This is a genomic window from Streptomyces sp. NPDC059142 (assembly GCF_042755665.1).
Lineage (GTDB): Bacteria > Actinomycetota > Actinomycetes > Streptomycetales > Streptomycetaceae > Streptomyces.
In genome coordinates this window covers 9,647-29,467 of record NZ_JBHZDA010000025.1, presented here as the reverse complement: position 1 = coordinate 29,467, position 19,821 = coordinate 9,647, and the positions used below count along the sequence as shown (strand labels likewise).

Annotated in this window: 19 protein-coding genes and 1 other RNA gene; 7 read left to right on the top strand and 13 right to left on the bottom strand. The window is 73.5% G+C overall.

Annotated elements, in window-relative coordinates; genetic code table 11:
• Nucleotides 1-20: 20 nt before the first annotated feature.
• The 4 genes from ACFXPK_RS12490 to ACFXPK_RS12475 form a co-directional block, all read right to left on the bottom strand.
• A complete protein-coding gene (locus tag ACFXPK_RS12490; protein WP_384992122.1) occupies nt 21-221 on the bottom strand; it encodes a ferredoxin in 201 nt (66 codons plus the stop codon).
• A 16-nt stretch (nt 222-237) separates the two neighbouring features.
• A complete protein-coding gene (locus tag ACFXPK_RS12485; protein WP_385074483.1) occupies nt 238-888 on the bottom strand; it encodes a TetR/AcrR family transcriptional regulator in 651 nt (216 codons plus the stop codon).
• 2 nt (nt 889-890) lie between these two features.
• Nucleotides 891-2,117, bottom strand: coding sequence for a cytochrome P450 (locus tag ACFXPK_RS12480; RefSeq protein ID WP_384992116.1), 1,227 nt, complete (start codon nt 2,115-2,117; stop codon nt 891-893).
• Nucleotides 2,118-2,226: 109 nt separating this feature from the next.
• Complete coding sequence (locus tag ACFXPK_RS12475) at nt 2,227-3,453, bottom strand: cytochrome P450 (RefSeq protein ID WP_385074480.1); 1,227 nt, start codon at nt 3,451-3,453, stop codon at nt 2,227-2,229.
• A 208-nt stretch (nt 3,454-3,661) separates the two neighbouring features.
• Between ACFXPK_RS12475 and ACFXPK_RS12470 the strand changes: the two genes are divergently transcribed.
• Nucleotides 3,662-4,627 carry an LLM class F420-dependent oxidoreductase gene (locus ACFXPK_RS12470; RefSeq protein ID WP_384992111.1) on the top strand — a complete coding sequence of 322 codons (966 nt, stop codon included), beginning with the start codon at nt 3,662-3,664 and terminating at the stop codon, nt 4,625-4,627.
• 58 nt (nt 4,628-4,685) lie between these two features.
• Here the strand turns inward: ACFXPK_RS12470 and ACFXPK_RS12465 are convergent, their stop codons facing one another.
• From ACFXPK_RS12465 to ACFXPK_RS12455, 3 genes are all read right to left on the bottom strand, one after another.
• A complete protein-coding gene (locus ACFXPK_RS12465; protein WP_385074477.1) occupies nt 4,686-7,181 on the bottom strand; it encodes a phosphoketolase in 2,496 nt (831 codons plus the stop codon).
• 41 nt (nt 7,182-7,222) lie between these two features.
• Nucleotides 7,223-7,759 carry a Dps family protein gene (locus tag ACFXPK_RS12460; protein ID WP_385074474.1) on the bottom strand — a complete coding sequence of 179 codons (537 nt, stop codon included), beginning with the start codon at nt 7,757-7,759 and terminating at the stop codon, nt 7,223-7,225.
• Between the two features lie 213 nt (nt 7,760-7,972).
• A complete protein-coding gene (locus tag ACFXPK_RS12455; RefSeq protein ID WP_384992102.1) occupies nt 7,973-8,299 on the bottom strand; it encodes a plasmid stabilization protein in 327 nt (108 codons plus the stop codon).
• Between the two features lie 252 nt (nt 8,300-8,551).
• Between ACFXPK_RS12455 and ACFXPK_RS12450 the strand changes: the two genes are divergently transcribed.
• A complete protein-coding gene (locus tag ACFXPK_RS12450) occupies nt 8,552-8,836 on the top strand; it encodes a DUF6479 family protein (protein WP_385074470.1) in 285 nt (94 codons plus the stop codon).
• Between the two features lie 13 nt (nt 8,837-8,849).
• Here ACFXPK_RS12450 and rnpB read toward each other — a convergent pair.
• An RNA gene (rnpB, locus tag ACFXPK_RS12445) (RNase P RNA component class A) lies at nt 8,850-9,276 on the bottom strand.
• 88 nt (nt 9,277-9,364) lie between these two features.
• On the opposite strand from rnpB, the gene ACFXPK_RS12440 reads away from it, so the two are divergent.
• The 4 genes from ACFXPK_RS12440 to eda all read left to right on the top strand — a co-directional run bounded on the left by ACFXPK_RS12440 (nt 9,365) and on the right by eda (nt 12,676).
• A complete protein-coding gene (locus ACFXPK_RS12440) occupies nt 9,365-10,183 on the top strand; it encodes a MerR family transcriptional regulator (RefSeq protein ID WP_385074467.1) in 819 nt (272 codons plus the stop codon).
• Nucleotides 10,180-11,034 (top strand): hypothetical protein, encoded by an 855-nt coding sequence (locus tag ACFXPK_RS12435; protein ID WP_385074465.1) that lies wholly within the window; start codon nt 10,180-10,182, stop codon nt 11,032-11,034. Before ACFXPK_RS12440 ends, ACFXPK_RS12435 begins: the two co-directional genes overlap by 4 nt.
• Before the next feature lie 121 nt (nt 11,035-11,155).
• Entirely contained in the window at nt 11,156-11,971 is an 816-nt protein-coding gene (yaaA, locus tag ACFXPK_RS12430; RefSeq protein ID WP_385074462.1) for a peroxide stress protein YaaA, read from the top strand.
• 75 nt (nt 11,972-12,046) lie between these two features.
• Nucleotides 12,047-12,676 carry a bifunctional 4-hydroxy-2-oxoglutarate aldolase/2-dehydro-3-deoxy-phosphogluconate aldolase gene (gene eda, locus ACFXPK_RS12425; RefSeq protein ID WP_385074460.1) on the top strand — a complete coding sequence of 210 codons (630 nt, stop codon included), beginning with the start codon at nt 12,047-12,049 and terminating at the stop codon, nt 12,674-12,676.
• Nucleotides 12,677-12,716: 40 nt separating this feature from the next.
• Here the strand turns inward: eda and ACFXPK_RS12420 are convergent, their stop codons facing one another.
• The 5 genes from ACFXPK_RS12420 to ACFXPK_RS12400 form a co-directional block, all read right to left on the bottom strand.
• The gene (locus tag ACFXPK_RS12420; protein WP_385074457.1) at nt 12,717-13,589 is read right to left on the bottom strand and encodes a GNAT family N-acetyltransferase; all 873 of its coding nucleotides are present in this window, start codon (nt 13,587-13,589) and stop codon (nt 12,717-12,719) included.
• 63 nt (nt 13,590-13,652) lie between these two features.
• Nucleotides 13,653-15,083 (bottom strand): bifunctional RNase H/acid phosphatase, encoded by a 1,431-nt coding sequence (locus ACFXPK_RS12415; protein WP_385074454.1) that lies wholly within the window; start codon nt 15,081-15,083, stop codon nt 13,653-13,655.
• A gap of 7 nt (nt 15,084-15,090) precedes the next feature.
• Complete coding sequence (locus ACFXPK_RS12410; protein WP_384992197.1) at nt 15,091-15,834, bottom strand: zinc ribbon domain-containing protein; 744 nt, start codon at nt 15,832-15,834, stop codon at nt 15,091-15,093.
• Nucleotides 15,831-16,685 (bottom strand): Nif3-like dinuclear metal center hexameric protein, encoded by an 855-nt coding sequence (locus tag ACFXPK_RS12405; protein ID WP_384992080.1) that lies wholly within the window; start codon nt 16,683-16,685, stop codon nt 15,831-15,833. Before ACFXPK_RS12405 ends, ACFXPK_RS12410 begins: the two co-directional genes overlap by 4 nt.
• 247 nt (nt 16,686-16,932) lie before the next feature.
• Nucleotides 16,933-17,976 carry an ABC transporter substrate-binding protein gene (locus tag ACFXPK_RS12400; RefSeq protein WP_385074450.1) on the bottom strand — a complete coding sequence of 348 codons (1,044 nt, stop codon included), beginning with the start codon at nt 17,974-17,976 and terminating at the stop codon, nt 16,933-16,935.
• A gap of 185 nt (nt 17,977-18,161) precedes the next feature.
• Between ACFXPK_RS12400 and ACFXPK_RS12395 the strand changes: the two genes are divergently transcribed.
• Nucleotides 18,162-19,415 carry a hypothetical protein gene (locus ACFXPK_RS12395; RefSeq protein ID WP_385074447.1) on the top strand — a complete coding sequence of 418 codons (1,254 nt, stop codon included), beginning with the start codon at nt 18,162-18,164 and terminating at the stop codon, nt 19,413-19,415.
• Nucleotides 19,416-19,821: the final 406 nt, after the last annotated feature.

Here is a 19,821-nt window from a genome sequence, read left to right as displayed (position 1 = left end):
GCCGGGTCAACCGAGCCGGGTCACCCGTTCTCCGTCAGCGTGATCGCGGCGGCCGGGCAGACCGTGGCGGCCTCCCGTACCGTCGGCCACAGCTCCGCGGCCGGCCGGGGTTCGAGCAGGACCACGACGCCGTCCTCGTCCCGCTGGTCGAAGACCGCGGGCTCCAGCAGCACACACGTGCCCGCGCCGCAGCACCTGTCCTCGTCGACCGTCACCTTCACGTCGTTCCTCCTCGGGCTACGGGCGGTGCGTGGTGGGCGCCAGCCACATGCCGACGAGCGCGTCGACCATGCCGGTGGCGGCGTCGTGCCAGCAGGGGCGGACCGTGTCCGTCCCCTCGGCCAGCGCCCGTTCACGCTCCGCGCACATGTGGACCATCAGATGCCGTGCCATCAGGCCGCGCTCGGCCTGGACCTCGGCGGGCAGGTCGGGCAGGGCGCGGTGGAAGCCCTCCACGATGCGCTGGAGCGCCGGGGACGTCAGCGACTCGTCGATCATGGTGGCGCGCAGCGCGGGGTCGGTCATCGCCTGCGCGCAGAACCGGGCGTACCAGGTCGGGGTGCCCAGCGCCTCCAGATGCTCGGTCAGCGGGGTGACCAGGCAGGTCACCCAGACCCGGACATCGGTGGAGTCACCGGCCTCGGCCAGCCGCTCCTCCCTGATCCGCTCGATCTGCCGGGCGTGCTTCCGGGCGATCGCCCGCACCAGATCGGCCTTGGTGCCGAAGTGGTAGCCGACCGCGGCGTTGTTGCCCTGCCCCGCGGCCTCGCTGACCTGCCGGTTGGAGACCGCGTACACCCCGCGCTCGGCGAACAGCCGCTCCGCCGTGGTCAGGATCGACTCCCGTGTCGCGCTGACCTGTTCGGCCCGCACCGTCCTGCCTGCCATGTTCACCATCTCACCGGTACTTCGCGCAGCCCGCCGACCATCAGGCCTTCGAGCTTGGGCAATTCCTCCACAGCGACAGCGAGACGCAGCGTGGGCAGCCGGCGCAGCAGGACGTCCAGGACGGCCTGCAACTCGGTACGGGCCAGCGCCTGCCCCAGGCACGCGTGCGCGCCGGAGCCGAACGCCAGGTGGGTGTTGGGGGTGCGGCCCAGCTCCATCGCCGCGGCGTTGTCGAAGACCCGCTCGTCCCGGTTGGCCGCGCTCATGTTGCACATCACGGTGGTACCGCGCCCCACCGGAACCCCGCCGATCTCGGTGTCCTCGCCAATGTATCGCGGCAGCCCGAGTCCTCCGCTGGCGTCCAGCCGCAGCGCCTCCTCGACCGCCGAGCGGACCAGCGACCGGTCGGCGAGCAACTGCTCCCAGAGCCGCCGGTCGCCCAGCAGCATGGCGGCCATCTTGCCGATCTGGTTGGCCGTCGTCTCGTGGCCGGCGAGCAGCAGCCCCAGCCCGGTGGCGGCCAGTTCCTTGTCGGACATCCGGTAGCCGTCGGCGCCGGTGGCCACGATCAGCTCGCCGAGCAGGTCGTCGCTCGGTTCGGCGCGTTTGGCGGCGACATGGGCCGCCATGTAGGCGAAGAACTCGCGGTGCGCCGCCGCGACCTCCTCCTCGGTGTAGCGGGTGAGGTTGAGCAGCGAGTCGGACCAGTGGGAGAACCGGTCCCGGTCCGCCTCGGGCACCCCGAGCAGATCGCAGATCACCCACACCGGCAGCGGGAAGCCCAGCGCGGCCTTCAGGTCGGCGGGCTGCCCGCTCGCCACCATCTCGTCGATGAGCCGGTCGGCCATCGCCTCGATACCGGGGCGGAGCGCGGCCATCCGCTTGGCGGTGAACCACTTCCCGACCAGCCGCCGCCACTGCTGGTGCCCCGCTCCGCTCTGCGGGATCGTGGCCGACATCTCGCTGTTGAAGAGCCCGCCCGACTCGGTGGCGGAGATCCGGGCCGCGTCCTCGGCGTCCAGGCGCCGGCTGAACCGCGGGTCGGCCAGCACCTGTTTGACGTCGTCGTACCGCGTCAGCAGCGCCGCCTCGTCCCCGCTGGGCAGCTTGATCCGGGCCACCGGGCACCCCTCGCGCAGCCGCGCCCACTCGGCCGGCGGGTCCAGCGGCGCGTCGTTGGGGATCGGGTAGGTGAGGACCTGGTCGGCGTCGGCTTCGCTGTGGCTCATCGTGTCTCCTCGGTCAGGGAAGAACGGTCGGGGGTACGAGCGGGAGGAAGGGGCGCGGGGCACGGGGCACGGGGCACGGGATACGGTCCGCGGCCGGGTCAGCGGCGGATCACCAGGTCACGGGGAGTTCGTACACGCCGTAGACGGATCCGTCGTGCTTGAACGGGACCTTCTCGACCGTGCCGGCCGGCCGCAGCCCGGGGACGCGCCGGTAGAGGGTGCTGTACGCGACCTGAAGCTCCATCCGGGCCAGCGTCTGGCCCAGGCACTGGTGGACGCCGAAGCCGAAGGCCAGATGGCGGCGGGCGTCGCGGCGGAGGTCGAGCCGGTCGGGGTCCTCGAACACCTCGGGGTCCCGGTTGGCGATGTCGTTGGGCACGATGACCCCCTCGCCCGCGCGGATCACCTCCCCGGCGATCTCGATGTCCTCCAGCGCGACCCGGCGGCGCCCGTTGTGCGTGATGTTGAGGTAGCGCAGCAGTTCGTCCACGGCGGAGGCGACCAGGGCCGGATCGTCCGTCTCCCGCAACAGGGCGAGCTGGTCGGGGTGTTCCAGCAGGGCGAGCGTGCCGAGCGCGATCATGTTGGCGGTCGTCTCGTGCCCGGCGATCAGCAGGAGGACGCCCATCTGGGCCACCTCGGAACGGGTCAGCTCACCCGCCCCGACCTTCGCGGCCAGCCCGGAGAGCAGGTCGTCGGCGGGGCGGGCGATCTTCTCGCTCATCAGCTCGTCGAGATAGCCGACCAGCGCGCCGGACGCGGCGGCCCGCTCCTGCGGTGTCACGTCCCGATTGATGAGGACCTTGCTGTTGTCCTGGAAGAACGCGTGGTCGCCGTAGGGCACTCCGAGCAGTTCCGAGATCACCAGCGAGGGGAGCGGCAGGGCGAACGCCTGGACGAGGTCGACCGGTGCGGGACCGGCGAGCAGGGTGTCGATCAGGTCGTCCGTGATCTTCTGCACGGCGGGACGCATCGCCTCCACGCGCTTGAAGGCGAACGGCGCCGCGACCATGCGCCGCAGCCGGGCGTGCTCGGGGTCGTCCATGAGGATGAACCCGATCGAGGCGTTGCCGGTGATCGGCGCGCTGCTCGGATAGCCGGGCCGGGTGATGTCGGCGCTGAGCCGCGCGTCGCCGAGCAGGGCGCGCTGGTCCGCGTACCGGGTGACCAGCCAGGGTGTGCTGCCGTCCCAGAGCCGCACCCTCGCGAGCGGCCCCTCCCGCTGGGTCTCCCGCAGCTCGGGGGGCGGGTCGAACGGGCAGCGCGCGGCGCGCTCCATCGGAAATTCCGGTACGGCGGCGAGGTGTCCGTCCGCCGGGTTCAGGGTGCTGGTCATCGATCCTCAGCTCTTCTCGGAACCGGTCCTTCCGGTGCGGTCAGGCAATCCCATCCCGTAATCCAAGTCAAGCACGTGACTTAAATTCGCGCACGCCACCCGCTCGAACCGGCCACCGGCCGGGGCCCGGAAACCCCGGCACGCCATGTGGACGCGCCCGTTCGCCGCGCGGGGTTTCCGTTCCTGGGGGACCGGCCAAACACCCCGCATGGCGCAATTCGGATACACGATGATGACGGAGCAGGCCGGCCCGCGCGCGCTCGTGGACCATGTGGTCCGGGCCGAGCGGGCCGGGTTCGACTTCTCCGTGACCTCCGACCACTCCTCCCCCTGGCTGGACTCCCAGGGACACGCCCCCTACGCCTGGAGCGTCCTGGGCGCCGCCGCCCAGGCCACCTCCCGTATCCCGCTGATGACGTACGTGACCTGCCCGACCAGGCGCTACCACCCGGCGGTGGTCGCGCAGAAGGCGGCGACGATGCAGTTGCTGTCCGAAGGCCGCTTCCGCCTCGGGCTGGGCTCGGGCGAACAGCTCAACGAGCATGTGGCCGGCGGCGGCTGGCCCGCCGCCCCGACCAGGGTCGACATGCTCGAAGAAGCCGTGGAGATCATCCGGTCCCTGCTCGCCGGCGACACGGTGAACCACCGGGGCACCCACTTCGAGGTGGACAACGCCAAGCTGTGGGACCTCCCGGACGAGCCGCCGCCGCTGGGCGTCGCGGTCTCCGGGGAGCGCTCCTGCTCACTCGCCGGGCGGCTGGCCGACCTGGTGATCGCCACCGAGCCCCGGGCCGAACTCCTCACGGCGTTCGACGCGCACGGCGGCACGGGAAAGCCCCGGATCGGCCAACTCCCCGTCTGCTACGACACCGACAGGGCCGCGGCCGTCGCCCGCGCCCACGACCAGTTCCGCTGGTCGGTCAACCCCTGGCCGGTGAACTCGGAACTGCCCCACCCGGCGGCGTTCGCCGGGGCCACCGGGCACGTCCGTCCCGAGGACATCGCCGAGGCCGTCCCCTGCGGCAGCGACCCGGACGTCTTCACCGCGGCGGTACGGCCGTACATCGAGGCGGGCTTCACGGAGATCGCGCTGATCCAGATCGGCGGCGACCACCAGGAACCGTTCCTCGACTGGTCGGAGAGGACGCTGCTGCCCGCGCTGCGCGCGCTCTGAGGATCCGGGGCCCCGGGACGCCGGGTTCCGGGGCCCCGGGGGCGGGACGCCCGTCCGTTCAGCCGGACCAGGTCCAGTCGGCGACCTCCGGCAGGTCCGTGCCGTGTTCGCGGATCCAGGCGTGGTGGCGGGTGCGGACGTCCGCCATCGCCTGGCGTACGGCGACCGCGCGGACGCCCAGACCCGGCACCCGGTCGATGGTGTCCATGACCAGCCGGTAGCGGTCGAGGCCGTTGCGCACCACCATGTCGAAGGGTGTGGTGGTCGTCCCCTCCTCCTTGTAGCCGTGCACATGGAGATGGGCGTGCCCCGTGCGGCGGTAGGCGAGACGGTGGATCAGCCAGGGGTAGCCGTGGTACGCGAAGATCACCGGCTTGTCGGTGGTGAAGACCGCGTCGTACTCGGAGTCCCGCATCCCGTGCGGGTGTTCGTCGTGCGGCAGGAGCCGCGCCATGTCCACGACGTTCACCACCCGTACGGCCAGCTCCGGCAGATGGCGCCGCAGCAGGTCGGCGGCGGCCAGGGTCTCCAGGGTGGGCACGTCACCGGCGCAGGCCAGCACCACGTCCGGCTCCCGGTTGCCGTCCTCCGTGCCGGCCCACGGCCAGACGCCCACGCCCCGGGCGCAGTGCGCGCGGGCCTCGTCCAGGGTGAGCCAGTCGAAACCGGGCTGTTTGCCCGCCACGATCACATTGACGTAGTCACGGCTGCGCAGCACATGGTCGGCGACGGAGAGCAGTGTGTTGGTGTCCGGCGGCAGGTAGACCCGTACGACCTCGGGGCTCTTGTTCAGGATGTGGTCGACGAAGCCGGGGTCCTGGTGGGAGAAGCCGTTGTGGTCCTGGCGCCAGACATGCGACGTCAGAAGGTAGTTGAGCGAGGCGATCGGGCGGCGCCAGGGGAGGCGCCGCGAGGTCCGCAGCCACTTGATGTGCTGGTTGACCATGGAGTCGACGATATGGGCGAACGCCTCGTAGCTGGAGAACAGCCCGTGGCGGCCGGTGAGCAGATACCCCTCCAGCCAGCCCTGGCAGAGATGTTCGGAGAGCACCTCCATCACCCGCCCGTCGCGGGCGAGATGCTCGTCCGTGTCGAGCGTACCGGCCTGCCACGCCTTGGACGTGGCGTCGTAGAGGGCCTCCAGGCGGTTCGAGGCGGTCTCGTCGGGGCCCACGACCCGGAAGTCCCGCCGCCCCTTGGTCGCCTCCATGACGTCCCGCAGCAGGAGGCCGAGCACCCGGGTCGGTTCGTGCGGGACCGTACCGGGCCGGTCCACCTCCACCGCGTACCGCTCCAGCGGCGGGACCGGCAGTTCCCGCAGCAGCAGACCGCCGTTGGCGTACGGGGTCGCGCCGAGCCTGCGGGACCCCTCGGGTACGCACTCCAGTACGGAGGGGGTGGGGGCGCCCGTCGCGTCGAACAGCTCCTCGGGGCGGTACGAGCGCAGCCACGCCTCCAGTTGGGCCAGATGGTCCCGGTCGTCCCTGACCCCGCTCAACGGGACCTGATGGGCGCGCCAGGTCCCCTCGACGGGCTGTCCGTCGACCTCGGCGGGGCCCGTCCACCCCTTGGGCGTACGGAGCACGATCATCGGCCAGACGGGCCGTTCGGTCGCCGTGCCCTCGCGCGCGGCCCGCTGGATCCCGGCGATCCGGTCGGCGGCGCGGTCCATCGCCGCGGCCATGGCTCCGTGGACCGCCGAGGGCCGGTCGCCGCTGACGTAGAGGGGTTCGTGTCCGTACCCGCGCAGCAGGGAGTCGAGTTCGGCCTCCGGCAGCCGGGCCAGCACCGTCGGGTTGGCGATCTTGTAGCCGTTGAGATGCAGGATCGGCAGGACCGCGCCGTCGTGCACCGGGTCGAGGAACTTGTTCGCGTGCCAGGAACCGGCGAGCGGGCCGGTCTCCGCCTCCCCGTCGCCGATCACACAGGCGACCAGCAGATCAGGGTGGTCCAGCGCCGCTCCGTAGGCGTGGGCGAGGGAGTAGCCCAGTTCGCCGCCCTCGTGGATGGAGCCCGGGGTCTCGGGGGCGACATGGCTGGGCACGCCGCCGGGGAACGAGAACTGCCGGAACAGCCGCTCCATGCCCGCGCGGTCCCGGCTCACGTCCGGATACGTCTCGGAGTACGTGCCCTCCAGCCAGGAGTTGGCCAGGACGGCGGGGCCGCCGTGGCCGGGGCCCCAGACGCAGAGCGCGTCGATGTCCCGGGCGGTGATCAGCCGGTTGAGGTGGGTGTGCACGAGGTTGAGACCGGGGGAGGTCCCCCAGTGGCCGAGCAGCCGGGGCTTGATGTGCTCCGGCGCCAGCGGCTCCAGGAGCAGCGGGTTGGCCATCAGGTAGATCTGGCCGACGGCGAGGTAGTTCGCGGCGCGCCAGTGCGCGTCGAGCGCGGCCAGCTCCCCGGCCGTCAGCTCGCCGACCACCTGTTCCCCGGCCGTCCCGTCCCCGGGCGTCGTCCCTTCCTCGGGCGTCGTCCCTTCCTCGGGCGTCGTCCCGTCCCCGGCCGCCCGGTCCCCGGCCGCGCGGGCGCTCACACCGTCCTCGTGCATGCTCATCTCTCCCACTGGGGCCGGAGGCCGGAAGGCCACGGTTTCGGTCAGAGCCGGCGCAGCGCCTGCCGGCCGGCCGCCGCGGCGGCGGCGACCTCGGTCTTCTCGTTCCCGGTGCTCAGCCTGCCGCCGGCGCTCTCCAGGTGCGCCCGGATGAACCACTGGAACAGCTCCAGGCTGCGGAGATGCTGGATCAGGAGGTCCTGGGTGACCGGGTCCAGTTCGTCGACCGCGTCGACCGCCCGCCGGTGGTCGGCGACGATCCCGGAGTACACGACGTCCAGTGCCCCGAGGTGCTCTATGGCGTCGGCGCGGCCGACCGCGTAGTCGTCCCAGCCGCGCTCCCCGACCAAGGCGCCCGGGGTCCCGGCGGGCGAGCCGCCGAGGGTGGAGATGCGCTCCGCCGTCTCGTCCACCATGCCGCGCACGGCGTCCACCTGGGGGTCCAGCATCTCGTGCACCGCGATGAAGTGCGGCCCGACGACGTTCCAGTGGACGTGCTTGAGGGTGAGGGCGAGATCGTTGAGGGCGTGCAGCCGCATCCTCAGCAACTGGATGGTCGCGCCGCCCTCCGAGGCCGTCATACCCGGAACGGTGTACCGGGGGTCGTTCTCCGATGTCATGAGGTTTCCCTTCGTGTCGGCCTCCATCGGTTCCGCCCCCTCGGGTACCACCGGCTCGTCCGCCCAAACACCGCGTACCGTGACGGTTCCGGCACCCGGCCCGCTCCCGCGCCGGTCCCGGCCGCCGCCTCCGCGGGGAAGCCGTACCGGGACCGTCGGCCGGAACACCCCGGGTCAGCGGCCGAGTGCCCGGGCGAGCTGCTGCTTGGTCATCGAGGAACGGCCCTCGACACCACGCTTCCTGGCCTCGGCGTAGAGCTGGTCCCTCGTGGGCCCCTGGGCCCCGCTGTGCGAGCGCCGGCCGCCGCGCCGCGACGCCGACTCGGGGTCGCGCAGGGACGTCCTGCTCGCGCTCCTGGACTCCCCCGCCCTGGCCCGTTCCTTGTTCACCGTCCGGGCCGCGATCTCCTTCGCGCGCCCGGTGGAGGTGCCGCGCTTCTCGGCGCCCTCCTTGATGTGCTCGTACTGGCGCTCGCGCTTGGCGCTGGAACCACTCGGCATGGCGCTTCTCCTCACGGTCGGACGGCCCGTGACCGGGCTCGCCTGGGGGGTGGTGGTCCGGATCCGACGCGTACCCGCGCCGCGCGGGTCCTCACCTCGGGGACGGCACGGGCGGGGGCCGACGGGGTCCTGCTCCCACTCCACGCGCCCGGACGGGGATACGCCACAGGGGGACGGCCGGACGAGTCAGGGCCGGAGAGGAGCCGGGCCGCGCGGAAGGCTGGGGGCGGGATTCGCGGGTAGCCGCCCGCCATGAACAGCGACGCACTCAATCCCGACATCCTGAACGCCGACATGCTGAACGCCGGCGCACCGCACACCGACACACTGGCCCTGACAAGCGCCGCCTCGTCCGGAGCCGCGGCGTTCCTTCCGCTCGTCTTCGGCGTCGTGGTGGTCGGCTTCCTCATCGGCGCGTTCGTGCTGGGCCGGCGCGTACGGGCCCGTCAACCCCGCCCGCCCCTGCCCGAGGAGCAGCCGACGCGGCCCCCGGGCGGCGGGCCAGAGGGCAGTGGGCCCGAGGGCGGGGGCGCGTAGCCGTGGGAAGCGGCAGACGAGTCGGGCTGTACGCCGGATTTTGTCGCCCGGTCGCCTCGCGGCGGCCGGGGAGACGGCCATCCATCTAGGACCGGCGTTGCCGCCGGTCTCGTGCGGTCTACCCGCGGACTCGGGCGGGCAGCCCTCGATCGTCCGCGCAGGGCCGCCGTTCCTCGCGGAACCGCGACCCCTCTTGACCTTGCTCCGGGTGGGGTTTACCGAGCCGTCCGAGTCACCTCGGACGCTGGTGGTCTCTTACACCACCGTTTCACCCTTACCGGGAATCGCACTCCACGAAGGAGCGCGGCCCCGGCGGTCTGTTTTCTGTGGCACTGTCCCGCGGGTCACCCCGGGTGGGCGTTACCCACCACCCTGCCGTGTGGAGTCCGGACGTTCCTCGGCAAGATCGAAGATCTTGACGCGGCCGTCCGCCCGGCTCGTCTGCCGTGCTGGCCATCGTACCCGGCCGGGCCGCCGCCCATCGCCGCGGCTTGACCTTGCCGCGACGTCAGGGTTTGTACTGAGCCCATGAGAATCGCCGAGATCGCCGCTCTCGTCGGGGTCACCTCCCGTGCGGTGCGCCACTACCACCACGTCGGGCTGCTGCCCGAGCCCGCGCGCCGTCCCAACGGCTACCGCGACTACTCGGTGCGGGACGCCGTTCTGCTGGCACGGATCCGGCGGCTGACGGAGCTGGGGCTCTCCCTGGACGAGGTACGGGACATCCTCGCCGACGACGCGGGGCGCGAACTCACCGAGGTGCTGGGCGAACTGGACGCCGATCTGGCCCGTCAGGAGGCGGAGATCCGGGCCCGGCGCCGGCGGCTGGCGGAGCTGATGGAGTCGCCGCCCGCCGCCGACGGGCCGCTCTCCCCCGGGCTCGCGCGGTTCCTGCACTCGCTGCCCGCCGTCGACTCCCCGGCCGCCGCCACGGACCGCGCGCTGCTCGTCCTGCTCGACCGGCAGAACGGGAACAAAGGAGAAGGGGACGGGGACGGGGACGGGGACGGCGGCCGTACGGCCGAGGAGGAGCGCGCCGGGCGGTTCTACGACGCGCTGCGCTCCCTCGCGGTCGCCCCGGAGACCCTGGACCTCTACCGGCGGCTCGACGAACTCGTCGACGCGCCCCGCGACGACCCCCGGGTCGCCCCGCTCGCCGAGGATCTGAGCGCGCTCGCCACCGACGAGATCCTGGCCGCGATCCCGGACGGCGACGGCCCGTCCCTCGACGGGTTCGGGGACGCCCTGCTCGCCGAGTACAGCCCGGCCCAGGCCGAGGCCGTACGCCGGACGATGGAGTCGCTGGCGCGGCGGGTACGGGAGCGGACCCAGGGGCGGGCGTCGTGAAGCGCCTGGCCTGGTTCGCCGTACCCGTCTGCGAGGTCGGTCTGCTGGTCTGTCTGTCGGCCGGGGTCTCCCTGCCCCTGCCCGTGCTCCTCGCCGTCGAGGCGCTGGTGGTCACGCTCGTCGCGCGGGAGGCGCTGGTCGTACGCCGTCACTACGCGGCGGCGCGGCGCTCCGGTGCCGGGCGCCGGGACGCGCTGGCCGGGGCCGTCCGTACCGCCGTGCCCGTGGCCGTACGGCGGCTGACCGCCCACGAGATACGGAGCGTGGGCAGCCTCGTGCGCTGGGCCGCGCGGCGGACCCACGGGGTGGGCGCGGGCGACCGCCCGGTGCCGTACACCGGCCCGCAGACGGCGATGCTCTACGGGCTGCTCTTCGTCGCGGTGGTCGAGACGGTGGCGCTGGCCGTGCTGATCCCCTGGCCGGTGGTGCATCTGATCGTCCTGGTGCTGGACGTGTACACGTTGGTGATGGTGCTGGCGCTGCACGCGGGCTGTGTGACCCGGCCCCATGTGGTGGGCGCGGACGGCTCGTTGCGGATCCGCTACGGCACCCTCTTCGACCTGCGGATCCCGGCGGACTCCATCGTCTCCGCACGGGTCGACCGGCGCTTCCCGACCGGCGGGCTCCTCCAGTACGCCCCCGAGGAAGACGGGAAGGACGGTGGCGTGCTGGATCTCGTCGTGGGCAGCCAGACGACCGTACGGGTGGAACTGACCGCGCCCGCCCCCTTCGTACGGCCGCTCGGCGCGACGGGCCTGGCCCGGGTGGTCCGTTTCCACGCCGATCGTCCGGAGGAGCTGGTGAAGGCGGTCAGGGAGGCGCTGCCGCCGGCCCCGGGGGTACGGGGGTGAGAGCGGGCGGGCGGAGAGCGGACCCCTCGCGTTCACCTACGCTGACGCGAGGGGCGCTCCCCTCCGGCCGCGCCCCGTTCGTTCCGTCCGTTCCGTTCCCGTCCCTCCGAGGAGAACCACCGTGCTCGTGCTGTTGCCGCCGTCGGAAGGAAAGGCCGCTTCCGGGCGCGGCGCTCCGCTGAAGCCGGAGTCGCTGTCGCTGCCCGGTCTGGCCGGGGCGCGCGCCGCCGTGCTGGACGAGCTGGTGGAGCTGTGCGCCGCCGACCAGGACAAGGCGCGTGAGGTCCTCGGGCTGAGCGAGGGGCTGCGCGGCGAGATCGCCAAGAACGTGGAGCTGCGGACGGCGGGCGCCCGCCCGGCCGGGGAGATCTACACCGGTGTCCTCTACGACGCGCTGGGGCTGGCCACGCTCGACCCGGCCGCGCGGCGGCGGGCGGCGAAGTCGCTGCTGGTCTTCTCCGGGCTGTGGGGCGCCGTGCGGATCGGCGACCGTATCCCCTCGTACCGCTGCTCGATGGGGGTGCGGCTGCCGGGGCTCGGCCCGCTGGGCGCGTACTGGCGTACGCCGATGGAGTCGGTGCTGCCGGAGGCGGCGGAGGAGGCCGGGGGCGGTCTCGTGCTGGACCTGCGGTCCTCGGCGTACGCGACGGCGTGGAAGCCGAAGGGCGAACTGGCGGGCCGTACGGCGACGGTACGGGTGCTGCACGCGCAGACCGATCCGGTGACCGGGGTGGAGAAGCGGTCGGTGGTCAGCCACTTCAACAAGGCGACGAAGGGCCGGCTCGTACGGGAGCTGCTGGCGGCGGGCGCCCGGCCGAAGGATCCCGCGTCGCTGGTGGACACGGTCCGGGAGCTGGGGTACGTGGTGGAGGCGACGGCTCCGGCGCGGGCGGGGCGGCCCTGGGCGCTGGATGTCGTCGTCACGGAGATCCACTGACCGGACCCGACCCCGCCCGTTGCACCCTGCGCAACGGGCATTGCGTATCGTGAGAGCGGGCGGCAGGATGACCCCATGACCTCCGTGCTCGACCTCGCGCCCGTGATCCCCGTCGTCGTCCTCGACGACGCCGCCGACGCCGTTCCGCTCGCCCGCGCGCTGGTCGCGGGCGGGCTGCCCGCGATCGAGGTGACGCTGCGCACGCCCGCCGCGCTGGACTCGATCCGCGCGATCGCGGCCGAGGTGCCCGGCGCGGTGGTCGGCGCGGGCACGGTCATCACACCGGACGCGGTGACCGACGCGGTGACCGCGGGCGCGCGCTTCCTGGTCAGCCCGGGGTGGACGGAGACGCTGCTGACCGCGATGCGGGACTCCGGTGTGCCGTTCCTGCCTGGGGTGTCGACGACCTCCGAGGTCGTGGCGCTGCTGGAGCGCGGGGTGACGGAGATGAAGTTCTTCCCGGCGGAGGCGGCGGGCGGCAGGCCGTATCTGAAGTCCCTCGCGGGCCCGCTCCCCGCCGCCCGCTTCTGCCCCACGGGCGGTATCACCCCCGCCTCGGCGCCGGAGTACCTGGCCCTGCCGAACGTGCGCTGTGTCGGCGGTACCTGGCTGCTTCCGGCGGACGCGCTGGCGTCGAAGGACTGGGGGCGCGTCGAGGCGCTGGCGCGCGAGGCCGCCGCGCTGGGCGGGCGGCGCGGGGCCTGATCCGGCTCCTGCCCCCGCGCCTCGGTCCACGGCGGACGGCTCAGGCGAGTTCCGCCGTGGCGTACTCCTCCACCGGGCGGTACCCCAGGCGCTGGTACAGGGCGCAGGCCGTCGGGTTGGCGTTGTCGGCGAAGAGCAGCACCTCGTCGGCGCCCGTCCGCAGGGCCGCCGCGCCGACCGCGTCGGTCACCCCCGCCGCGTATCCGCGCCCGCGGTGGGCGGGCGGCGTGTAAACGGGGGCGACGCGGATCTGCCCGGCGACGAGCGGGGCATGGCCGGCCAGGGAGACCGGGACGCCGTCCACCTCCCAGAGGAGCAGCCGCCGTTCCTCGATCCGGGCGACCGCCATGGCCCTCGGGTCGCGCGCCGGCGGGTCCCCGATCTCCTCGGCGAACGCCGTCAGCCACTCCACCGCCAGGGGGAGGTCCTGGGCGTCCGCGTACCGCGCGCGGCCCTCGGGGGCGGGGTCCGGCGGGACCGGCCCGCCCAGCCGGAAGAGCCGCATCCCGCCGGAGAGCCGGTACGGTGCCGCGTTCCCCGCCCCGGTCCGCCGCGCCGTCCACGCGGCGCCGAAGGCCTCGACATCGGCGACCCGGCCCCGTACGGCCGACGGCGCGGCGCCGTGGTCCTCCGGGGCGTCGCCCAGCGTCCTGGCCAGTTCGGCGGCGGCCCGCGCGGGCATCGTGCCGAGGAACGGCGGATACGGCCGGGTCTCCACGAAGGCGCCGGTCACCGGGGCGTCCGGGGTCTCCCGCCACCAGCCGAACCGTACGGGCCCGGCGTACGCCACCCCGCCGGTCCGCAGCGATTCGCTGACCGTGAGCAGGATGGTGTGACGCGCGGCATCGGCCGCCAGATACGGGTCGGCGGCGCTGCGGAACTCTTCGACGTCGTGGGTCAGTTGCCAGCTCATGCCGGTCATCGTCCTACGGCGTCCCCGCCCCGGGCCAGTTATTTCGGGGCGGGGCGGGGCGGGTCAGCGCAGGTGCCCGGTGTCGTTGAAGAGCCGCACCGACGCGTTGCCGTCCGCGTAGTACGCCACGACCGAGACCGACGCCGCCGACAGCTCCATGCGGAACAGCGACTCCTGCGGGGCGCCGAGGGCCAGCCGTACCAGCTCCTTGACGGGGGTGACATGCGTGACCACCAGGACCGTACGGCCCCGGTAGCGGTCGAGGAGCGCGTCCCTGGCCGCCGCGACCCGGCGTCCCACCGTCGCGAAGCTCTCGCCGCCGCCGGTCGGCTCGACGTCGGGCGAGGCGAGCCAGGCGGTCAGATCGTCCGGGTACCGCTCCTGCACCTCGCCGAAGGTCAGGCCCTCCCACGCGCCGAAGTGCGTCTCGCGCAGGCCCTCTTCGATCCGTACGTCCAGACCGAGCCGGTCGGCGACGGCCTGCGCCGTCTCGCGGCAGCGGCGCAGCGGGGACGAGACGATGTCCTGGACGGTGCCGCGCGCGGCCAGCGCGGCGGCGATCGCGTCGGCCTGACGGCGGCCGATGGCGGACAGCTCCGGGTCCGTGCCGCCGCTGCCGGAGAAGCGCTTGTCGGGGGTGAGGGCGGTCTCGCCGTGCCGCAGCAGGACGAAGGTGGCGGGAGGGCCGAGGTCGGCGGAGCCCCAGCCGACGGACGAGGCGGACTCGGAGGAGAGCGGGACGTCCTGCGGCGCGGTCTCCTCCGGGGTGGCGGGGCTCGCGGGACGCCGGCCGGCCGGAGCGGCCGTACCGGCCACCGACAGCTCCGTCTGCGCCGCGCGCCCGACGGCCGCGGTGGCGTCCGGGTCGGCTCCCGTGCCTGATCGCGTGTCGGTACGGGTACCGGCTCCTGCTCCGGCTCCCGCTCCCGCTCCGGCGAGCGCCGCGCGGGCCTTGGCGGCGCCCGCCGCGGCGTCCCCGGGCGGCCCGGAGGGGAGGTCCACGGAAGCGGATGCGGCGGCTGCGGCCGAGCGTGCCGCGCCCGCGTCCAGCGCCGCCGTGGAGGCGGACGCCTCCCACTGACGGCCCTGCTTGCCCGCGTCCATCGCCTCGTTGGCCAGCCGGTCGGCGTGCTTGTTCCGCTCGCGCGGGATCCACTCGTACGTGACCCGGTCCGGCGGCAGGATCCGGCCCGCCTCGGCGGCCAGCGGCTTCATGTCCGGGTGCTTGATCTTCCAGCGGCCCGACATCTGCTCGACGACGAGCTTGGAGTCCATCCGGACGTGCACCCGTGCCTCCGGGTCCAGCGCCTTCGCGGCCTTCAACCCGGCGACCAGGCCCTTGTACTCGGCGACGTTGTTCGTCGCGACGCCGATGAACTCGGCGGCCTCGGCCAGCGGTTCGCCCGTGGCCTCGTCGAGGACGACGGCGCCGTACCCGGCGGGACCCGGGTTGCCCCGGGAGCCGCCGTCGGCCTCCACGATGAACGTCCGCATCAGCGTGTCACAGCCCCGAATCGGCGGTGCGGACCAGGATGCGGCGGCAGTTCTCGCACCGCAGCACCGCGTCCGCGGGAGCCGCCTTGACCTCGTTGACCTCGGTGATGTTCAGCTCCAACTGGCAGCCCTCGCAGCGCCGCCGGAAGAGCCGGGCCGCGCCCACCCCGCCCTGCTGGCCCCGGAGCTTCTCGTACAGCTTGAGCAGGTCCGCCGGGACCGAACCGGCGACGATGCCGCGCTCCTTGGTGACGGTCGCGGACTCGGCGTCGAACTCGGCGACGGCCGCGTCCCGGCGCGCGGCGGCGTCGTCGGTCTTGGCCTGGACGGCGGAGACCCGCTCCGTCAGCTCGGCGACGCGCTCCTGCGCGGACTCGCGGCGCTCCATGACCTCCAGGACGACGTCCTCCAGATCGCCCTGGCGCTTGGCGAGGGAGACGATCTCGCGCTGGAGGTTCTCCAGGTCCTTGGGCGAGGTGACCGAGCCGGAGTCCAGGCGCTGCTGGTCCCGTACGGCGCGCTGGCGCACCTGGTCGACGTCCTGCTCCGCCTTGGTCTGCTCGCGGGCGGTGTCGCTCTCCTCGGTCGTCGCGGCGACCAGCAGGTCACGGAGCTGGGCGAGGTCCTTGGTGAGCGATTCGATCTCGGCGTGCTCGGGCAGCGCGGTGCGCTTGTGGTCGAGCTGCGACAGCCGTACGTCGAGTGCCTGGACGTCGAGGAGTCGGATCTGGTCTGCGGGCGCGGCGTTCAGTTGGGGGCTCCTGAGGAGTGGTGGGCTGACCAGGGGTCGGTGACCGTCTTCGAGACGTGGACCCGCAGGTCCCAGCCGTGGCGGTCGGAAATCTCGTCGAGCTGGGCGGCGGCCTGCTCGCACCAGGGCCATTCGGTGGCCCAGTGCGCGGCGTCGACCAGCCCGAGCGGGCTGTGCTGGGTGGCCTCGGAGACCGGGTGGTGGCGCAGGTCGGCGGTGAGGAAGGCGTCCACGCCCGCCGCCCTGACCTGCTCGAAGAGGCTGTCGCCCGAGCCGCCGCTGACCGCGACCGTACGCACGAGGGCGTCCGGGTCCCCGGCGATCCGGACGCCCTGCGCGGTGGCGGGCAGCCGGTGTGCGACGCGGGCGGCGAAGTCGCGGAGGGTGGCGGGGCGGTCCAGCTCGCAGATCCGGCCGAGGCCGCGCCGTCCGGAGGGGTCGGTGGCGTCCGGGACGAGGGGCCGGACGACCCGCAGGTCGAGGGCGCCGGCGAGGGCGTCGGAGACACCGGGGTCGGCGCTGTCGGCGTTGGTGTGCGCGACGTGCAGCGCGATGTCGTTCTTGATGAGGGTGTGCACGACGCGGCCCTTGAAGGTGGACGCCGCGACCGTCGTCGTACCCCGCAGATAGAGCGGGTGGTGGGTGACGATCAGATCGGCGCCGAGCCGGACGGCCTCGTCGGCGATGTCCTGGACGGGGTCGACCGCGAACAGCACGCGGGCGACCGGGGCGTCGGGATCGCCGCAGACCGTGCCGACGGCATCCCACTGCTCGGCCCGCTCGGGGGGCCAGAGGGTGTCGAGCGCGGCGAGTACGTCGGCGAGACGGGGCGCGGAGGGGACTGGAGGCACGGAGCAAAGGCTACCTGCCCTCGCCGTCGCGCCCGCCACGCCTGTGGATACCGCCGGTACGCCCGCGCTCCGCCCCCGGCTGCGACGGCCGGACGACGGCCGGGCGAGCGGCCGGACGGCTGACGGGCGGGCGAGCGTCCGTCGGCCGGGCGGGCGAGTGAGCGAGTGAGCGTCCGTCGGCCGGGCGGGCGAGTGAGCGAGTGAGCGTCCGTCGGCCGGGCGCCGACCGCCCGGCCGTCGGATCCCGCTACGCGACGAGGTGGTCGCGCAGGTCGTCCAGGACCAGTCCGGCGGCGGTCACGCCCAGCCCGAGGTACCAGGTCTCGTCGTCGACGTCCTGGGCGTGGCCGTCCTTGACGGCCTTCAGGTTCTTCCACAGCGGGTTGGAGCGCGCGCTGTCGCGCTGGGTCTTCTCCGGGTCGCCGTACACCCCGGTGAAGATCCAGTCGGCGTCCGCGTCGTCGATCTTCTCCGGGCTGATCTCCACGGCCAGATCCTCGATCTGCTGGTTCTTCGGCCGCGGCAGGCCGACGTCGTCCAGGATCGTGCCGATGAAGGACGCCTTCGCGTAGAGGCGCAGCCGGTCCGGCATGTAGCGGACCATCGAGACGGTCGGCTTGTCCGGGCCGATGTCCTTGCCGAGGGCCGCCGCCTTCTTGTCGTACGCGGCGAGCGCGGTCTTCGCCTCGGCGGTGCGGTCCAGCGCCTGGGCGTTGAGGAGGTAGTTCTCCTTCCAGGTGAAGCCGGGCCGTATGGAGAAGACCGTGGGGGCGATCGCCGAGAGCGCCTGGTACTTGTCCGCGGCACGGAGCTGGCTGCCGAGGATCAGGTCGGGCTTGAGCGCGGCGACGGCCTCCAGGTTGAGGTTGTTGATCGTGCCGACGTTCTTCGGGCCGCCCGCGCCCTTCTCCAGGTAGCCGGGGAGCGACGCGTCACCCTCGGTCGGGGCGTAGCCGACCGGCTTCACCCCGAGCGACACCACGTTGTCCAGTTCGCCGACGTCGAGCACGACGACGCGCTCGGGGCGCTTCTTCAGCTCCGTGGTGCCCATGGCGTGGGTGATCGTGCGCGGGAACTCGCCCGGCCGCGCGTCCGTCCCGTACCCGGCGGTCTTCTTCGCCGCGTCGGCGAAGTCCTTGCCGCCGGTGGCGACGGCCGCCTTCTTCCCGCCCCCGCCGCCGTCACCGGAGCCGGCGTCGCCGCCGGAGGAGTCGCCGCTGCCGCAGGCCGCGAGGGAGAGTGCGGCGGCGAGAGCGACGACGGCGGCCGTGCCACGGCGTCTTATGGACATCTTCGAGCTCCTGACAGGGTCACTTAGGGTCGCCTTACCCTAAGCGTCGCCCTCCGGGGCAGCACACCCGGCCCCGCGCTTTCAGTCGAATCATGCGACGGCCACCCTTATGTGTGAAGTGAGAGGTCTCGTGTTGTTCGGCAGGAAGTACGAAAACTAGCTTCTTCGCCGGAGGTGACGGATCGATGACTGCCTGTGCTGTCGAGACGGCGGGGCCCACGGAGTTCACGGTCACGGCGGACGGTGCGTACGCCGCGCGGCTGGCCCTCGGGGAAGGCACGGGGGACGCGTGGTTCCCGGAGCGGTGGACCCTCGACGGGCCGGAGCCGTACGCCGTGCCCCTCCCCCTCGACCAGCCGGAGGAGCCCGACACACGGGTGCTGCCGCTGGCCGACGGGCGGGTGCTGGTGTGCCGCCGGGTCGCGGACCGGCACGATCTCTCGCTGCTGTACCCGACAGGGCCGGGGACGGGCCAGCTCCCGGTGGGTTCGGTGCCGGGCCCCGGGCTGACGCTGCTGCCGCCGTCGCCGGACGGCCGGCGCGCGTACGCCCTGTCGGCGGGCGCCCGTTCCACCACGGTCTGGCTGGTGGCGGGCGGCGCCTTCGGCCCGGAGCGGGTCGCCGAGGTGCCGGGCCGGTGCGCGGGCGGCGTCTGGCTCGACCGTACGGGGCGGATACTGGCGCTCGACCGGGAGACGGACGGCGTGGTCAAGGCCGTCGCCGTGGATCTGGCGCGCGGCGGTGAGGCGACACCGCTGCTCCAGATCACGGAGGAGAGCAACGACCGTCTGCTGCTGGCGGATCCGGACAGCGGGCTGCTGCTGATCCGCTCCGACGCGCCGGGCCACGACCGGCTGGGCTGGGGGGTGCTGGGCAGCCGCCGTCCCGTGCGCTTCCCCGAGTGCCTGCGCCCGGCCGACCGGGCGGTGACGCCCTTCGCCGTGCAGCCGGGGCAGGTGCTGATGCCGGAGAGCTGCGCGGTGGCGCTGCGGATCGACGGACCGGCGGGGAGCTGGGTGGGGGTGTGGCGCCCGGCGGGCCGCCGGCTCCACGAGTGGCCCGCGCCGCGCGGGTGGCTGGCGGGGGCCGGGCTGTGGACCCGCGAGGGGGTGCTGCGGCTGCCGTACGCGACGGACACGGTGCGGTGCGGGGTGGCGTCCCTCCACGCACCGGCGGACGTACCGGTGCCGACGGGCGTACCGGCGCCGATGGACGTACCGGTGCCCGTGGACCTACCGCTGCCCGCGGACGTACAGGCACCGGTGGACGTACCGGTGCCGGTCGGCCGTCCGCACCAAGGCGGGGTCCTGGGAACGGCGCACCCCGACCGAACGGAATCCGCCGACCGGGAACCGTCCGGCGCTCCACGGACTCCTGCCCTGTGCAGGCCGGTGCCGTTGCAACAGGCGCCGCTCACCGGCCGTGGGGCCCCTGGATAGGATTTCCTCCGGGCCCTGTGCCTCAGGACAAGAAGCGAACACAACGGGGTGACTTCCCACATGTCTGAAACCCGAACCGACACCACGCAGCAGCGGCCGCGGGGAACGGCGACCGCCGAAAGCGCTGACCACGACGGTCTCGGCAAGCACCGCGGGAGCGCGGCACCGGCGGAGGACTCCACGTCTCCCGCGTACGGCCGCCACCGCCGCGGGGAAGCGGAGAGGAACGCGGCCTGACACAGGCCGGGTTCGACGATCCGCGCGCACGACGACGCAGAGCCGGGAGGCCGCCACGGACCATTCGTGGCGGCGAGCCCCCCGGGCGCGGGGGGGGCGGCGCGGGGGCCGGGCCCCGCGGAGGGGCCGCCCAGCACGCACCCCCCCTCCATCCCCAGCGCGCGCGGGG

Excerpts from the sequence above, each read along its gene's own strand:
- ACFXPK_RS12485 (WP_385074483.1), bottom strand. The coding sequence starts at position 888 with ATGGCAGGCAGGACGGTGCGGGCCGAACAGGTCAGCGCGACACGGGAG.
- ACFXPK_RS12480 (WP_384992116.1), bottom strand. The coding sequence starts at position 2,117 with ATGAGCCACAGCGAAGCCGACGCCGACCAGGTCCTCACCTACCCGATC.
- ACFXPK_RS12475 (WP_385074480.1), bottom strand. The coding sequence starts at position 3,453 with ATGACCAGCACCCTGAACCCGGCGGACGGACACCTCGCCGCCGTACCG.
- ACFXPK_RS12470 (WP_384992111.1), top strand. The coding sequence starts at position 3,662 with ATGGCGCAATTCGGATACACGATGATGACGGAGCAGGCCGGCCCGCGC.
- ACFXPK_RS12465 (WP_385074477.1), bottom strand. The coding sequence starts at position 7,181 with ATGAGCATGCACGAGGACGGTGTGAGCGCCCGCGCGGCCGGGGACCGG.
- ACFXPK_RS12460 (WP_385074474.1), bottom strand. The coding sequence starts at position 7,759 with ATGACGGCCTCGGAGGGCGGCGCGACCATCCAGTTGCTGAGGATGCGG.
- ACFXPK_RS12455 (WP_384992102.1), bottom strand. The coding sequence starts at position 8,299 with ATGCCGAGTGGTTCCAGCGCCAAGCGCGAGCGCCAGTACGAGCACATC.
- ACFXPK_RS12450 (WP_385074470.1), top strand. The coding sequence starts at position 8,552 with ATGAACAGCGACGCACTCAATCCCGACATCCTGAACGCCGACATGCTG.
- ACFXPK_RS12440 (WP_385074467.1), top strand. The coding sequence starts at position 9,365 with ATGAGAATCGCCGAGATCGCCGCTCTCGTCGGGGTCACCTCCCGTGCG.
- eda (WP_385074460.1), top strand. The coding sequence starts at position 12,047 with ATGACCTCCGTGCTCGACCTCGCGCCCGTGATCCCCGTCGTCGTCCTC.
- ACFXPK_RS12420 (WP_385074457.1), bottom strand. The coding sequence starts at position 13,589 with ATGAGCTGGCAACTGACCCACGACGTCGAAGAGTTCCGCAGCGCCGCC.
- ACFXPK_RS12415 (WP_385074454.1), bottom strand. The coding sequence starts at position 15,083 with ATGCGGACGTTCATCGTGGAGGCCGACGGCGGCTCCCGGGGCAACCCG.
- ACFXPK_RS12400 (WP_385074450.1), bottom strand. The coding sequence starts at position 17,976 with ATGTCCATAAGACGCCGTGGCACGGCCGCCGTCGTCGCTCTCGCCGCC.
- ACFXPK_RS12395 (WP_385074447.1), top strand. The coding sequence starts at position 18,162 with ATGACTGCCTGTGCTGTCGAGACGGCGGGGCCCACGGAGTTCACGGTC.